Annotated in this window: 15 protein-coding genes; all 15 read right to left on the bottom strand. The window is 64.7% G+C overall.

Annotated features, from left to right (window positions below):
* Positions 1-23: 23 nt before the first annotated feature.
* The 15 genes from hflK to F9Z44_RS09970 all read right to left on the bottom strand — a co-directional run bounded on the left by hflK (position 24) and on the right by F9Z44_RS09970 (position 15719).
* Positions 24-1424 carry an FtsH protease activity modulator HflK gene (gene hflK / locus F9Z44_RS10040; protein WP_159605747.1) on the bottom strand — a complete coding sequence of 467 codons (1401 nt, stop codon included), beginning with the start codon at positions 1422-1424 and terminating at the stop codon, positions 24-26.
* Between the two features lie 47 nt (positions 1425-1471).
* On the bottom strand, positions 1472-2608 hold the full coding sequence (gene hflX, locus F9Z44_RS10035; protein ID WP_159608666.1) for a GTPase HflX: 1137 nt from the start codon (positions 2606-2608) through the stop codon (positions 1472-1474).
* A 127-nt stretch (positions 2609-2735) separates the two neighbouring features.
* Positions 2736-3005, bottom strand: a complete 270-nt coding sequence (gene hfq / locus F9Z44_RS10030; RefSeq protein WP_159608665.1) for an RNA chaperone Hfq — start codon at positions 3003-3005, stop codon at positions 2736-2738.
* A 65-nt stretch (positions 3006-3070) separates the two neighbouring features.
* A complete protein-coding gene (der, locus tag F9Z44_RS10025) occupies positions 3071-4405 on the bottom strand; it encodes a ribosome biogenesis GTPase Der (protein WP_159605745.1) in 1335 nt (444 codons plus the stop codon).
* Between the two features lie 40 nt (positions 4406-4445).
* Positions 4446-5543 (bottom strand): outer membrane protein assembly factor BamB, encoded by a 1098-nt coding sequence (gene bamB, locus F9Z44_RS10020; protein WP_159608664.1) that lies wholly within the window; start codon positions 5541-5543, stop codon positions 4446-4448.
* Between the two features lie 44 nt (positions 5544-5587).
* On the bottom strand, positions 5588-6262 hold the full coding sequence (locus tag F9Z44_RS10015; RefSeq protein WP_159605743.1) for a YfgM family protein: 675 nt from the start codon (positions 6260-6262) through the stop codon (positions 5588-5590).
* A gap of 105 nt (positions 6263-6367) precedes the next feature.
* Positions 6368-7681, bottom strand: a complete 1314-nt coding sequence (hisS, locus tag F9Z44_RS10010) for a histidine--tRNA ligase (protein ID WP_159605741.1) — start codon at positions 7679-7681, stop codon at positions 6368-6370.
* A gap of 47 nt (positions 7682-7728) precedes the next feature.
* Positions 7729-9015 (bottom strand): flavodoxin-dependent (E)-4-hydroxy-3-methylbut-2-enyl-diphosphate synthase, encoded by a 1287-nt coding sequence (ispG, locus tag F9Z44_RS10005; RefSeq protein ID WP_159605739.1) that lies wholly within the window; start codon positions 9013-9015, stop codon positions 7729-7731.
* A 2-nt stretch (positions 9016-9017) separates the two neighbouring features.
* Positions 9018-9896 (bottom strand): RodZ domain-containing protein, encoded by an 879-nt coding sequence (locus F9Z44_RS10000; RefSeq protein ID WP_159605737.1) that lies wholly within the window; start codon positions 9894-9896, stop codon positions 9018-9020.
* 40 nt (positions 9897-9936) lie between these two features.
* The gene (pilW, locus tag F9Z44_RS09995) at positions 9937-10773 is read right to left on the bottom strand and encodes a type IV pilus biogenesis/stability protein PilW (RefSeq protein ID WP_159605735.1); all 837 of its coding nucleotides are present in this window, start codon (positions 10771-10773) and stop codon (positions 9937-9939) included.
* Positions 10770-11915, bottom strand: a complete 1146-nt coding sequence (gene rlmN / locus F9Z44_RS09990) for a 23S rRNA (adenine(2503)-C(2))-methyltransferase RlmN (protein ID WP_159605733.1) — start codon at positions 11913-11915, stop codon at positions 10770-10772. Before rlmN ends, pilW begins: the two co-directional genes overlap by 4 nt.
* A 20-nt stretch (positions 11916-11935) precedes the next feature.
* Positions 11936-12361 carry a nucleoside-diphosphate kinase gene (gene ndk / locus F9Z44_RS09985; RefSeq protein ID WP_159605731.1) on the bottom strand — a complete coding sequence of 142 codons (426 nt, stop codon included), beginning with the start codon at positions 12359-12361 and terminating at the stop codon, positions 11936-11938.
* A 116-nt stretch (positions 12362-12477) separates the two neighbouring features.
* Positions 12478-13818, bottom strand: a complete 1341-nt coding sequence (locus tag F9Z44_RS09980) for a pseudouridine synthase (protein ID WP_159605728.1) — start codon at positions 13816-13818, stop codon at positions 12478-12480.
* Positions 13784-14512, bottom strand: a complete 729-nt coding sequence (gene scpB / locus F9Z44_RS09975) for an SMC-Scp complex subunit ScpB (protein ID WP_159605726.1) — start codon at positions 14510-14512, stop codon at positions 13784-13786. The genes F9Z44_RS09980 and scpB overlap by 35 nt, the downstream gene beginning before the upstream one ends.
* A 241-nt stretch (positions 14513-14753) precedes the next feature.
* On the bottom strand, positions 14754-15719 hold the full coding sequence (locus tag F9Z44_RS09970) for an RluA family pseudouridine synthase (RefSeq protein ID WP_442907275.1): 966 nt from the start codon (positions 15717-15719) through the stop codon (positions 14754-14756).
* Between the last annotated feature and the right edge of the window lie 61 nt (positions 15720-15780).

The raw sequence follows: 15780 nt of genomic DNA, 5'->3' as shown, positions 1-15780 counted from the left end.
CTCTTTGGTCTCGTGTGCTGCGTTCAACGGCCTTCGCGGTCGCGCGAGCGGGCCGCATTGTCGATGTTGCGGCTGGCCGGTGTCGAAGCGGTGCCCGTGGCGGGTGGCGGCACAGCAGGTGCGGCGGGTGCAGCCGCTGGCGACTGGGCCGTCATCTGCATGATCTTGTCCAGCGGCAGGTACAACAGGTTGTTGCCCGCTTTGGAGTCCACGAGCACTTTGGTGACGTTGCTGTAGATCTCCTGCATGGCATCGGTGTACATGCGCTCTCGGGTGACCTGCGGAGCCTTCTGGTACTCGGTCAGCACCGAACGAAAGCGCTGCGAATCACCGTCAGCCTGGGCGACGATACGTGCACGGTAGCCTTCAGCTTCTTCGGTCAGGCGCGATGCAGCACCGCGAGCGCGGGGCACCACGTCGTTGGCGTAAGCCTCGGCTTCGTTTTTGGCGCGCTCACGTTCCTGGCCAGCCTTCAGCACATCATCAAAGGACGCCTGAACCTGCTCGGGCGGGCGCACACCACCCTGTTGCAGGTTGATGCCGACAACCTCGATGCCCACCTTGTAGCGGTCCAGGATGGTCTGCATCAGTGCGCGAACACGCGGCGCAATTTGATCGCGCTCCTCGGCCAGCGCGGCGTCCATCTTCATCTTGCCGACAACCTCACGCACAGCCGTTTCCGCAGCCTTGACCACCGAGGCGTCCGGGTCGCGGCTCTCGAACAGGAAAGCCCGCGCGTCGTTGAGCCGGTACTGAACAGCGAACTTGATCTCAACGATGTTCTCGTCTTCCGTCAACATGGCTGATTCACGCAGGCCAGTGGCCGGCACGAGGTTGTCACGGCCCACGTCGACCGAGCGAATCTGGGTCACGAACACCGTCTCGTGGCGTTGGACCGGGTACGGAAGGCGCCAGTTGAAACCGGCACCCACGGTGCTGTTGTATTTGCCGAACTGCGTGATGACGGCTTGCTGACCTTCCTGCACGATGAAGAAGCCCGTGCCCAGCCAGATCAGCGCTGCCACGCCGACGATCAGGCCTGCACCGATGCCCGTGGTCATGGGGCTGGGGTTGAAGTTGGGCATGCCACCGCCCCCGGATCCGTTTCCGCCGCCCTGACCACCACCCTTTTTGCCCAACAGACCACCAAGCTTGCGGTTGAAGTCGCGCCACAGCTCGTCGAGATCCGGAGGCCCCTGGTTGGGTCCCTGACCCCGCTGAGGACGCTGCGGCGAACGGTTGTCGTCATTGCGCTCAGGCTCCTGCCCGTCTTTCGATCCCTCGTTGCGGGATGCATCATCACCCCGGCCCCAGCGCGGATCGTTCAAGTTGAACATGCCCAGCAGCTTGCTCACGATCCGTCGAGGGTTGGAGCTTGAGCCTGGCTGGACAGCGCGGGCGGGGTTTTGCAGATTCACATCCATGTGTTGCCAACTTTTTGTCGATTCAAAAACCATCACATTGTGCCCAATCAGGACACCGGACTTTCCATTTCAGGGAACGCCCCGGGGGTCATGGGGCCTTGCCCGTCTTTGAGGGCGTTGACCTGTGCCGCCAGAAGCGCCCGCAAGGCCGGCAACCCCTCACCTGTTTTCGCACTTACGTAGATTCGAGACACCGTGTGACCGTCCAGTTCCATTTGATCACTCAGGAGACGCGGAATGTGGGCTTCGTCCATCGCATCCAGCTTGTTGAAAACCAGAATCTGAGGGACCTGGTCAGCACCGATGTCCTTGAGCACTCCCATCACGGAAGCGATCTGTTCCAGATGAGAGGGGTTGGAGGCATCCACGATGTGCAGCAGCAGGTCGGCATCAGCCGCCTCTTGCAGAGTGGCCGCGAAAGCATCAACCAGGCCGTGCGGCAGGTCGCGAATGAACCCCACCGTGTCCGACAGGGACACCGACCGACCAGCCTCGCCCAGATAAAGCTGGCGGGTGGTGGTGTCCAGCGTGGCGAACAATTGATCGGCAGCATAGGCACGCGCCTTGACCAAGCCGTTGAACAGGGAAGACTTGCCTGCGTTGGTGTAGCCCACCAGCGAGATCGAGAAGGTGTCACGGCGCTCGCGCTGGCGGCGCTGGGTGGCCCGCTGCTTTTTCACTTTCTCGAGACGCTCTTTGGTCCGCTTGATCGAGTCTCCGATCATGCGGCGGTCGAGCTCGATCTGTGTCTCACCGGGACCGCCGCGCATGCCGATGCCACCACTTTGTCGTTCCAGATGGGACCAGCGCCGAACCAGGCGGGTCGACAGGTATTGCAATCTCGCCAACTCAACCTGCAACTTGCCCTCATGGCTGCGCGCGCGCTGGGCAAAAATCTCCAGGATCAGCAAGGTCCGGTCATTGACGGGCATGCCGAGATGACGCTCAAGGTTGCGCTGCTGCGCCGGGCTGAGAGATTGGTCAAACAGCACCTCGGAAGCGCCTTTCGTCTGTGCCAACATTTTGATTTCATCGGCCTTGCCGGAACCGACAAACAAGGCCGGGTCGGGGGCGCGCCTCTTGCACGTAACACGATCAGCCACGATGTAACCTGCGGTCTGGGCCAACAGGCCCAGCTCCTCAAGAGGAGCATCAAAATGAGGCGTGCCGAAATCCACCCCCACCAGAATGACCGATGGCGTGGGCGTAGCGAGGGTGTCGGGAGATTTCAAATCGGTTCAGCGACAGCGCAGCCAGCGCTGTGAACCGGGTCGCACGGCAGGGACGACCCGGCGTTCAAAAGCCACGCGTTCAAGGCGCGGCAGGCTCATCCGCAGACGCTGCGGTGAACTGCACCGGACGACCCGGAACGATGGTGGAGATGGCGTGCTTGTAGACCATCTGGGTAACGGTGTTGCGCAGAAGGACCACGTACTGGTCAAATGACTCGATCTGCCCTTGCAACTTGATGCCGTTAACCAGATAAATCGACACTGGAACGTGTTCCCGGCGCAGCTGGTTCAGGAATGGGTCTTGCAAGAGTTGGCCTTTGTTATTGCTCACGATATGCTCCGTGTTCAGAAGAAAGTTGGTAAGAGATCAACCATACCACAGGGTTTGTACGGCTCAAGCCTGCGGGGAAAATCCTATTCCTTGAAGGGATTGGTCGAGGTCTTGAACTCAATCCGCAAAGGCGTTCCCACAAGATCGAACGCCTTGCGAAAGCGTCCTTCCAGAAAACGTTTGTACGAGTCGGGCACGTGCTCCAGCGAATTGCCATGGATCACGATCACCGGCGGGTTCATGCCACCTTGGTGCGCATAGCGCATCTTGGGGCGAAACATTCCACCACGGGTTGGTGCCTGAAACTGCACTGCTTCGGCCAGCAAACGGGTGAGGACGGGGGTGGACATCTTGCGCATGGCCGAAGCCTGGGCCTGAATGATCGATTTCCAGACCGGCGCCAGCCCCTGGCGTTTCTGTGCCGAGATCATGTGCATCGAGGCGAACTTCAGGAAGGCCAGTCGAGTCTCGATTTGCCGCTCGATTTGCTCGCGCTGGTACGCATCCACCGCATCCCACTTGTTGATGGCCAACACCACGGCGCGTCCACTCTCCAGAATGTAGCCCGCAATGTGGGCATCCTGATCGGTCACACCTTGTGTGGCATCAAGCAGCAACAACACCACGTGGGCGTTTTCGATGGCCTGCAACGTTTTCACCACCGAAAACTTCTCGATGGCTTCAAATACGCGTCCCTTGCGGCGAATGCCGGCCGTGTCGATCAGTTCGAATTTTTGGCCATTGCGCTCAAACGGCACGGAGATGGCGTCGCGTGTGGTGCCGGGCAGATCAAATGCGACCAGACGCTCTTCACCCAGCCAGGCGTTGATCAAGGTCGATTTGCCGACATTGGGTCGGCCCGCAACCGCCAGCCGAATCACGCCGGCCGGCGCTGGCTCGTCTTCCTCGTCTTCCGGAGGCAGGCCGGGAATGCGCTCCAGCGCCAATTCGACCATGGAGCGCACGCCCTGACCGTGTGCACCCGAGACTGGCAGCACTTCCCCCAGACCAAGTTCAAAGAACTCGACGAGCTGCAGGCCTTGGGTCATGCCTTCGGCCTTGTTGGCCACCAGCACACAGGGCTTGCCGAGGCGGCGCAAATAGCTGGCAATCTCGTGGTCTTGTGCGCTGATGCCGGCACGGGCGTCAACCACGAACAGCACCACGTCGGACTCAGCCACGGCTTGGCGGGTCTGCTTGGCCATCTCCTTGTAGATGCCTTCGGTGGCATCGGGTTCAAAGCCGCCGGTGTCAATGACGATGTACTCACGGGCGCCGAGTCGGCCGTTGCCGTAATGGCGATCGCGGGTGAGGCCGGCGAAGTCGGCCACGATGGCATCGCGAGAACTCGTCAAGCGGTTGAACAGAGTGGACTTGCCCACATTGGGGCGGCCCACCAGGGCGATGACGGGTTTCAAGGAAGGCTGCTTTCGTTCAGGAGGCGGTTCGGCTCAACCGTCATTGGGGGCGCCAGGCATAAACGCCACCGTTGCGCGTCTGCACCACGAGCGCGTCACCCGAGAGCACAGGCGCGGCAAGGATCGGAGAGCCGTCGGTGCTCAGGCGGGTCATTTCACTGCCGTCTTCGCGCGAGATCAGATGCACCAGGCCAGTGTTGTCGCCCACGGCGATCACGCGACCCAGCGCCAGTGGAGCACTCAAGCCGCGGTATTTGAGGCGCTGGATGTCCCATGCAGGCTCACCGGAGCTGCGCTGCCAAGCCTGGAATCGGCCTTCGCTGTCGGCGCCAAATAAGAGGCGGTCGTCGCCATGAACACCGGTGGTGCCCTGCGCTGCGCGTGACCACACCACGGTGCCACGGCTGGCATCGACACAGCCCACGGCCGCTGAGTAGGCGCGCGCGCAAACGCTGTCGCCGATCCTGCTCACCGGCCCGACGATGTCCACCAGCCGCTCCACCTCGTTGGTGCCTCGCGACGTGGCCACCGGCGCTTCCCAACGCACGGAACCGTTCGCAGGATTGAAACCCACGAGCCGACCTGAAAGGCCTGCAACGAGCGTGTCGCCCACAGCCAGCAGTGCGCCGCTCTGGCTCAGCACCAGGGGTTCGCTGGTGCGGGACTGGGCCCACAGGCGTGCGCCGTTCTGGGCATCAAACGCGGTGACGGTGCGGTCGGCCGTGAGCACGAACACGCGTGCACCGGTCACCAGCGGCGCCGTGAATGCACGCGCGGGCAGGCGCACACGCCAAACCTCACGACCGTTGGCGAGCGCCACCAGCTGGTTGGACTGGGTGACCACTGCGGCCGTCTGACCATCCGAGCCGACGCCGGCAGCAATCGGCGCACCCACGTTCAGGCGCCAGATGTCCTGGCCGGTGGTGCCGTCCAGCGCAGCCACCGTGCCGGAGGTGCTCGCCACAAACACGCGGCCCGACGCCACGATCGGCGTGGTCGACTCTGTGCCGGCGCCCACTTGGGCTGTCCACGCCGCGCGGGTGCCCATCAACGCAGCCACGGGCGGCAGCTCGGTGGGCTGAGGCTTCTTGGTGCCGGAGGAGCAGGCCGTCAGGGCCGCGACGACCAGCGCGCCCATGCAAACGCTGGGCAGGCTGCGCTGCCATGAAATCAGAAATGGGTTCAACGGACCACCTCGGTTGTTGGAGTCAAGCTGGCCACATCCACGCCCAGCGAAGCAAGCTTTACTTCCACCAGGCGGCGGTATTCGGTGCGGCTGCTCAGGCCGCGCCATGCGGTCTGGTACTGCACCTTGGCTTCGTCGGCCTTGCCCTGCGCCATCAACACGTCACCACGGCGATCGGCCACGAGTGGTTCGAACGACTTGGGAACGGGTGCTTCCAGCATCCTGAGGGCCTGGTCATAGGCTTGGGCTTCGATGTCCAGCGCGGCGAGCCGCAAGCGGGCCACCGCCTTGTAGGAGTCGTCGGACGATTTTTCAGCGGCCCAGGCCAATGCTGCGCGCGCCTCGGGCAATTTGCCCGCATCGAACAGCGTCTTGCCGGCTTGCAGCGCCGCCTGGCTGGCAAACGTGGTGCTGGCGAACTGGGCCTGCATGTCGGCCAAAGCACGTTGCATGCGATCAGCATCCTTGGCGACGGCAGCACGGTCCACTTCGTCATACAGGGCGGCGGCCTTGGCGGCCTGGGTGCGCTGCCAATAGTTCCAGCCGTTCCAGGCAGCAAAAGCTCCGAAGACCACGATCAACACCCAGCTGATGAGGTTGCCGTATTGGTTCCAGAAGTGTTTGATCTGGTCGAGCTGTTCCTGCTCTTCAAGGTCGAGGTGTTTGGCCATGTTGCAAATTCAGTTCGGATTCGCGCGCTGAAGGCGCAACGTTCGATTGTAGGCGGGCGGCTCGGGCATCACTGCCTCGGCCGCGAGGAGGAAATAAGAGGGGATTCAGGCGCCGCGCAGACTGGCCGCCCAATCGGACACGGCGTTGAGTGACAGCAGCCTTTGCGCGAGTTCCGGGTGTGTTGAATCGCCGTCGGGCCGAGGCCCGCGCAGCGGTTTCAAGGCCACGCTGCCTTGCTGCAACTCTTGTTCGCCAAAGATCAGCGCGAAGCGCGCGCCGCTGGCATCGGCCTTCTTGAATTGCGACTTCATGCTCCCCATGCCGTCGGCGCCACCGGCATGCATCTGCACGTTCACTCCCTGGCGGCGCAGCGCGCGCAACACCGGCATGACCTGCGGCACATGGGCCGCATCGGGCACCACCGCATAGGCATCGGGTACAGGCTGCTCGGGCAGCCTGCCCTGCTCTTTCAGCAACTCCAGGATTCGCTCCATGCCCAGGGCCCAGCCCACGGCGGGCGCAGCCTTGCCACCGATCTGCTCGAACAGGCCGTCGTAGCGGCCACCGGCGCACACGGTGCCTTGTGATCCGAGCTGTGTGGTGACGAACTCGAACACCGAAAGGTTGTAGTAGTCCATGCCACGCACCAGGCGCGGGTTGATGCGGTAGGCAATGCCGTGCGCATCGAGCAGGCCGCGCAGGCGGTTGAAGTGGTCGAGCGACTCGGCACCCAAATGGTCCATCAAGCGTGGCGCGGCATTCACGAGCGCCTGCATCGCGGGGTTCTTGGTGTCCAGGATGCGCAATGGGTTGCTGTGCAGGCGGCGTTTTGCCTCTTCGTCCAATTGGTCAGCGTGGGCCTCCAGGTAAGCGATGAGGGCTTGGCGGTGCGCCAGTCGCTCGGGTGGCTGTCCCAGGCTGTTGATTTCGAGCTCGATGCCGGTCAGGCCCAGCTCGGCCCAGAGATCGCAGGCCAGCACGATGAGCTCTGCGTCCACGTCCGGCCCCGCAAAGCCAAGGGCCTCGGCGCCGAACTGATGAAACTGCCGGTAGCGCCCACGCTGCGGCCGCTCGTGGCGGAACATCGGGCCCATGTAGTACAGGCGCTTGCCACCGTCGTACAGCAGTGAGTGCTCCAGCGCGGCGCGCACCACGCCGGCGGTGTTCTCCGGGCGCAGGGTGAGCTGCTCACCGTTGAGCCGGTCCTCGAAGGAATACATCTCCTTCTCGACGATGTCGGTAACCTCGCCCAGGCCACGCACGAAGAGCGCTGTGGGCTCCACGATGGGCGTGCGCAGGTTGCGGTAACCGTAGCGGCGCATCAGGCGGCGCAAGGTGTCTTCAAGCCACTCCCAGTGCGCTGACGCGGGAGGGGCGATGTCGTTCATGCCTTTGACGGCGTTGAGTTTTTCTGCCATGTGCTGGAAGCCTGTGCGGTCAGCGGAAGCCGGGTGTGGACCCAGCCTCAAGCGGTAACGCCGAACTTCTTCTCGATGTAGTTGTCCACGATGACCTGAAACTCGCGCACGATGTCGTCGCCGCGCAAGGTCAGTGCTTTTTGTCCGTCGATGAACACCGGCGCAGCCGGCGCCTCGCCGGTGCCGGGCAGGCTGATGCCGATGTCGGCGTGCTTGCTCTCGCCGGGCCCGTTGACGATGCAGCCCATGACGGCCACCTTGAGGTTTTCCACGCCGGGGTATCGGACGCGCCAGACCGGCATGGAGCTGCGCAGGTAGTCGTCGATCTGCTTGGCCAATTCCTGAAAGGTGGTGCTGGTGGTGCGGCCGCAGCCGGGACACGCGGTCACCGAAGGCACAAAGGCACGCATGCCCAGCGCCTGCAGGATCTCCAGCGCAATCACCACCTCTTGCGTGCGGGACTCACCCGGCTGCGGCGTGAGCGAGATCCGGATGGTGTCACCGATGCCTTGCTGCAGGAGCACCGAGAGCGCAGCGGCAGAGGCCACCGCACCCTTGGTACCCATGCCGGCTTCGGTCAGGCCCAGGTGCAGCGCGTAGTCGCAGCGCTGCGCCAGTGCCTGGTAGACCGCGATCAAATCCTGCACGGCACTCACCTTGCACGACAGGAAAATGTTGTTGCCGTTGAGTCCTATTTCCTCGGCGCGCCTGGCCGAGTCGAGCGCAGACGTGATCAGCGCCTCGTACATCACCTGGCGCGCTTCCCACGGCTGGGCTCGGCTGGCGTTTTCGTCCATCAGGCGCGCAAGCAGGTCCTGATCCAGGCTGCCCCAGTTCACGCCGATGCGCACAGCCTTGTCGTGGCGCGCGGCCATCTCCACCATTTGAGCGAACTGGCGGTCACCCTTGTCGCCACGGCCCACGTTGCCGGGGTTGATGCGGTACTTGGAGAGCGCTTCGGCGCAGGCCGGGTGGTCGGTGAGCAGGCGGTGGCCGTTGTAATGAAAGTCGCCGATCAGGGGCACATCGATGCCCATGCGGTCCAGCTGCTCACGGATGTAGGGCACGGCCTTGGCGGCCTCGTCGTTGTTGACAGTGATGCGCACCAGCTCGGAGCCGGCCAACGCGAGCTCCTTCACCTGAATCGCGGTGCCCACGGCGTCTGCGGTGTCGGTGTTGGTCATGGACTGCACGCGCACCGGCGCATCGCCCCCCACCGTCACGCGGTGATTGCCCCAGGCCACCACCCCTTGTCGGGTGCGGCGCGAGCGGGCCGCAGCCAGGGCGATCGGCTGGTTGCTGGATGCCAAAGAAGGTGGGGACACGGTATCCATGCTCATTTCACCTCGAATCGAGCCACGTTGTTGCGCGCAAATGGCGACGTGTCAAACGGTTTTCCTCGCACGCTCACCCGCGCGGAGTCGACCTTGCCCAGCACCACGGTGTAAGGCGGTGCGGCAGAAAAATCGACGACGTCACCCGACTGCAGCAGGCGTTTGGTCACCACCGTGCCGGCGCCATTGATCACCTCGACCCAGGACTCACCGGTTGCGGCAATGCTCAGCACGCTGCCCTGGGCAGAAGCCGCCTGGGTCGGCGCACCAGGGCTGACGGCCGCCGCAGGTTCCGGCGGCGGTGTCGAGGGTTCCGCCGGTGCCGTCGTGGTGCCCCCTGGGGCTGCTGCGGGGTCGGCTGTGAGCGGCGTGGGAGCAGCGCCCCCTGCGGCATCCTGCAGACCGGGACCCACTGGCTCCTGGACGACCACAGGCACTGCGGGACGCACCGGCTCGGGGACAACCTCGGAGACGCTCGACGCAGCAGGCGGGGCTTCGGCCCTCGGCAGAAAGACGATCACCAGCGCCCCCAGCAGCAAGGCAATGGCCGCCAGCAGCGCCGGGCGCGACAGCCAACTCAAGGGATGAAAGGGCACCTCATCGTGACCGGCGTTGAACGGTGCATTGAGAGTGTGACCGGGTTGCCCGAGCTTGGGCAATGCGCCTTGCGGAATCTGCTGCAGGATCGGCGCGGGATCGACCTTGAGTTGCCGGCACGCACTGGACGCCAGGGCTCGGGCAAAGGTGAGATCGGGCAACTCGTTGTAGCGCCCCGCTTCGAGCGCCTCCAGTTTCTTGACCGGCACCTTCAAGGCAGCGGCGAGCGCGGCAATGTGCAGCCCGGCGGCTTCGCGCGCTTCCTTCAAGCGGATGGGTCTCAAAACGGCCTCGGAAACAACGCCGTCCTGATGTGCAACCGCCTCACTCATTGAAAGCTCCCCGCTGGTAGTTCGCCCACTGGGCAGACTCCGGGTAGCGCCGGCTCAGTTGTTGGGCGAGTTGCGTCATGGCCTGGGTATTTTGCAGCTGGCGTTCCACCTTGATGCCCAACCAAAGCGTCTCGGCGTTCGCCAGATCGGTGTTGTTGAGCCGGCGAATGGTGAACTGCGCCTTGCTGGCCTCGCCTCGGCGAAACTGCAGCGACGCGAGGTTGTAGGCGACGATCGGGTTGCCCGCGTCAAGTTCGTATGAGCGCGCCAGGCTGGCCTCGGCTTCTGCAAGCTGGCCGGCGCGGATCTGGCAGATGCCCATGGCCAACAACGACCTGGCCTGACCGCCGTACACCGGACTGGCCAGAGCACGCCGAAACAGGTCGGTGGACTGCGCATACCGCCCGGCCTGGCACTCGAACCAGCCATAGTTGTGCAGCGCATCCGGGTCGCGTGGGTTGAGCTGTATGGCGCGCTTGAAGCTCTCTTCGGCCAGCGCGCTGTTGTTCAGCTGCATGTAAACCAGACCGCGCAGCGCATAGGCTGGGGCGTAGGTCGGATCGGCCTGCAGGGCGAGCTTGATTTCATCGAGCGCCACGGTGGTCTGACCCTCGGCGAAGTAGCCAGCAGCGAGTTCGATGCGGATGCGCGCCCGCTTGCGCACCTCGGGCTCGTCCGAATCGGTGATCGGTTCCTGCAAGGTCGATGCACTGGGCGCTGCGGCGGTCTGAGCGCAACCCGCCAAGATGGCCAGGCAACACAACACGAACGCCAGCAACCCCACCGTGGCGCCTGAAAACCGGGCTGGGTATCGAGTGGCTGAAGTCATGCCTGCCTTTCCTTGTGGACGATGCGTATGGGTTGCTCGGCTGCGCTGCGGCGTTTGGCGAGGCGACTGGCTGCGTTGGTGCGATCCAGTACGTCGCCAGCGAGTTGACCACAGGCCGCGTCGATGTCGTCGCCACGCGTCTTGCGCACCGTTGTCACCAAACCACCCTCGCTGAGAATGCGCGCGAATTGCTGCACCACCGGCCGTGGTGAACAGAGCAGGCCCGAACTCGGAAAGGGATTGAAGGGAATGAGGTTGATCTTGCACGGAACACCACGGCCAGCATGGCCTTTGAGCAGCGCGAGCAAGGCCTGGGCATGGTGCGGCTGATCGTTCACGCCATCGAGCATGCAGTACTCGAAGGTGATGAAGTCGCGCGGTGCTGCGGGCAGATAACGCAGGCAGGCATCGAGCAGTTCCGCGATGGGGTATTTCAGGTTGAGCGGGACCAGATCGCTGCGAAGAGCGTCGTTCGGCGCGTGCAGCGACACAGCGAGCGCCACGGGGCAATCCTGCGCCAAGCGGTCCATCATGGGCACCACGCCCGAGGTGGACACGGTGACGCGACGGCGCGACAAGCCATAGCCGTGGTCATCGAGCATCACGCGCAGCGCCGGCACCAACGCGTTGTAGTTCTGCAAGGGCTCACCCATGCCCATCATGACCACGTTGGTGATCACGCGCTCGGAGCGTTTGAGGTGCTTGCGCAGGAAGAACTCGGCCTGCCACAGCTGGGCGAGGATCTCGCCGGTGGTGAGGTTGCGTGAAAATCCCTGATGGCCGGTGGAGCAGAAACGGCAACCCACCGCGCAACCGGCCTGAGACGAGATGCACAGGGTGCCACGGTCTTCTTCGGGAATGAACACGGTCTCGACCGCGTTGCCACCACCCACATCGAACAGCCACTTGATGGTGCCGTCGGCCGAGTCCTGGCGCGAGAGCACGGGCAGGCCGGTGATGGTGCAGGCGCCGGGTAGCTTCTCGCGCAGGCTGCGCGCGAGGTCGGTCATCTCTGTGAAGTCCGACGCCCCTTTTTGATGGATCCAGCGAAACAGCTGGACGGCGCGAAAGCGCTTTTCGCCCAGTTGCTCGCACCAGGCGGCCAAACCCTCAAGATCGAAGTCGAGCAGGTTGACCGTCATGGCATGGTCAGCGCGCTGGCTCAGCGCGAGTAGACGTTGAGGCCGGCGAAGAAAAACGCGATTTCAGCGGCAGCAGTTTCGGGGGCGTCAGAGCCGTGCACAGCGTTGGCGTCGATGCTGTCGGCGAAGTCAGCGCGGATCGTGCCGGCATCGGCCTTCTTCGGGTCGGTGGCGCCCATCAGGTCGCGGTTCTTGGCAATCGCGCCTTCGCCTTCGAGGGCCTGGATCATCACCGGGCCGGAGATCATGAAGTCGACCAGATCCTTGAAGAAAGGACGGGCCTTGTGCACGGCGTAAAACTGCTCGGCTTCGCCGCGCGACAGGTGGGCCATGCGGGCCGCCACGACCTTCAGGCCTGCGGCTTCAAAGCGGGCGTAGATCTGGCCAATGACGTTCTTGGCAACGGCGTCGGGCTTGATGATGGAGAGGGTGCGTTCGATGGCCATGGAAATCCTGAGGTTTTGTGGGTGAATCTGCCGGGGTTTGGGGCACCCCGCAAAGCCCCTGATTCTACATTGGTCGTGTCACGGTGCCGTGACGGCGAGCCGAGGGTGGCACGCGCTCAGCGGCCACCCGATCGACCACCGCCCCCGCCACGACGGCGAGCCCCACCCGGCGCACTGCCGCGGCCGGCTTCCTGCTCGCGACGTCGTTGCAAGGCGTCTTGCCCGATATAGCCGAACGAGGTCTTCATGGGATCGGGCTGCGACGCCGCGCCACCCGGCCCGCGACCGCCCGCACCGGCGCCCGGTTTGGCACCTCGGCCTTTGCCACCAGGGCCGCCCGGGGCACCCCCCATGCCGTAGCCGCTGCTGCGTCGGTCACCGAAGCCTGGGCCTTCGTTGCGACTGCCAGGCGGATTGCCCTGGGTTCGGCCGGACCTGGGACCCTGCTTTCCACGTTGTGCAGGATGGCGGCCGGCCGGCCGGGGTGGGCGAGCGCCCTCCTCGTCGGCGCCGGGCATGCCGGCGGCGGCGGTCAGGCGGGCAATGTCGCGCTCGTCCAGCTCGATCCAGGCGCCTCGCTTGAGGCCGCGCGGCAGCATCATGGCGCCGTAGCGAATGCGGATCAGGCGGCTGACCGCGTGGCCCACCGCCTCGAACATGCGGCGCACCTCGCGGTTGCGGCCTTCGCCAATCGTTACGCGGTACCAGCAGTTGGCGCCCTCGCCGCCGCCGTCTTCGATGGAGGCGAACTGGGCCATGCCGTCGTCCAGCCGCACGCCATCGAGCAGGCGCGCTTTTTCCTCGTTCGACAGCGCGCCGAGCACACGCACCGCGTATTCACGCTGCAGGCCGAAACGCGGGTGCATCAGGCGGTTGGCGAGTTCACCGGAGCTGGTGAGCAGCAGCAGGCCTTCGGTGTTCAGATCGAGCCGGCCGACCGACTGCCACTTGCCCTGCATCAGCTTGGGCAGGCGGCGGAACACGGTGGGCCGGTTCTGCGGATCATCGTGCGACACCACTTCGCCAGCGGGCTTGTGGTACGCCAGCACGCGTGGTGGTGGTGGCGTCATGCGCACGCGCACCGGCTTGCCATTGACCTTGATCACGTCGCCAAACTGGATGCGCTGCCCCACGTGGGCCGGCTCACCGTTGACCGAGATGCGGCCCTCCAGGATCAACTGCTCCATTTCCAGCCGCGAGCCCATGCCGGCCTGCGCCAGCACCTTGTGCAGCTTGGGCGACTCGGCTTGGGGGGCCAGCACGCGCTTGGCTGGGAGCAGCGGGAGATCCTGCTCCTGCTCGGCATCGAATGCACCACTGACCACGTCGTCAAAGCGAAGCACCTCCGGTACAGGAGCCACTTGCACCGGGCTCGTCGCGCCGGCTTGCTCGGGCGCAGTCGCCTCGGGAGCGTGATCGGGCTCAGGCGAGGCTGGGGGGGTTTGATCCGGGGTCATGGTCTTCCTGTGTGGACGGTTCCAACAACTGCGGGTCGGAGGGCGGGGAATGGGGATCGGTGGCCAGGGGTTCGGCCACCAGAAGCAGATCTGATTCGGGTGCGTCGGGCTCGGAAGAGCCGGGCTGCAAACTGTTGGCCAGAGATTCGAAATCGAGGCGGTCCAGCGCGGACTCCTGCACCTCGCTGCCGTCCAGTGGCGGCAACTGGTCCAGCGAGGCCAGCCCCAGGTCGTCGAGGAACTGGCGCGTGGTCGCAAACAAGGCCGGGCGACCGACGGTTTCGCGGTGGCCGATGACTTCGATCCAGCCCCGGTCTTCGAGCTGCTTGATGATCAGCGAATTGATGGTGACGCCGCGGATGTCTTCCATGTCGCCACGCGTCACGGGCTGGCGGTAGGCAATGATCGCCAAGGTTTCCATGGCGGCGCGGCTGTAGCGCGGGGGTTTCTCTGGATGCAGTCGGTCCAGGTACGGACGCAGTTCGGGCCGGCTCTGGAAACGCCAGCCCGTGGCCACCTGCACCAGCTCGACGCCGCGCCCGGTCCACTCCAGCTGCAGGTCGGCCAGCAGAGTCTTGAGCGTATCGGCCGACACTTCCATGTCGAACAGCGTGCCGAGCTCGCGCACCGACAGCGGCTGGGGCGCGCAGATCAATGCCGTCTCGAGGACACGCTTGGCATCCGTTGTGTTCATGGTGTCTGTCAGTCAAAAACCGGTTGTTGGCCGGGACGGTGCGAAAAGCAAACGGTGCCTGCATCATCCGGGCTGTGTGTCCGGGCCATGCAGCAGGCGGGCGCGACCGTTGGGTCGGGTCGAATCGGCTGGATTCTGCAGAGCCCGGGCGCTGGCTCTCGGTCAGGCGGTGAAATCGGGCGGTGGGGCGAAGGTCGGGGTGAAGGGAGTTGCGCATCCATCCGCGTCGGATGGTGCGGCTTCAGGCCACCGGATCGCTGTCCCAGCTCTGCGCATTGTAATGGAGCCCGCTGGATTCCATCGCCTGGAGCATATCGGCCGGTGGCGTGGAGCGAAACAACAAGGGCTGGCCGCTGACGGGATGCTTGAGCTCCAGGCGCGCCGCGTGCAACGACTGCCGGCCCATGCCCCACAGCGCTCGCCCGCCATACAGCGTATCGCCGACCAACGGATGACCAAGCCAGGCCATGTGGACCCGGATCTGGTGGGTGCGTCCGGTGTGCAGCTTGCAAGCCACCAGACTGGCCTGATCGCAGGTATCGAGCAGGCGGAACGTCGTCTGCGCGGTCTTGCTGCTGCCGCCCTCCACCCGCACCACCGCCATGCGCAGGCGGTTTTGCACGTCGCGCCCGATGGGTTGGTCCACATGCTGGTCACCAAGGCCCTTCCAGCGGCCATGGGCCAGGGCCAGGTACTGGCGACTCACCTCGCGTGCGGCGATGGCGCGCACCAGCGCCTCGACGGCCAGGCGCGATTTGCCCACGAGCATCAGACCCGAGGTGTCCTTGTCGAGCCGGTGCACGATGCCGGCGCGCGGCAGGCTGGCGGCCCCCGCGTGGTGGGCCAGCAGGCCGTTGAGCAGGGTGCCGCCCCAGTGGCCGGCGGCGGGATGCACCACCAGGCCGGCAGGCTTGTGAATCACGAGCAGGTCGGCGTCTTCAAACACCACGTCCAGCGCCATCGTTTCGGGCACGAAGGCCTGGGCCTGCTGTGTGGGACGCAGTTCCACATACAACTGGTCACCGGCGGCGATGCGCGCCGACGGTTTGGTCTGGGCCGCACCACGCAGCTCCACGGCACCATCGGCCATGAGTTGCTGCAGGTAGGAGCGAGAGAACTCAGGGATCAGCTGGGCCAGCGCGCGGTCGATTCGCCAGCCATGCATGCCCACGGGCACGGCACAGAGGCGTTTTTCGATCTCGAGCACCCATTCGTCGGCGGTCGCTGCCGCGTCATGGGTCGTGTCTGCTGCCAGACCGTCCGACTCC

This window comes from Hydrogenophaga sp. PBL-H3, assembly GCF_010104355.1.
Taxonomy (GTDB): Bacteria; Pseudomonadota; Gammaproteobacteria; order Burkholderiales; family Burkholderiaceae_C; genus Hydrogenophaga.
Note: the sequence above shows the minus strand (reverse complement) of the source record. Positions and strands in the feature narration are given on the sequence as shown.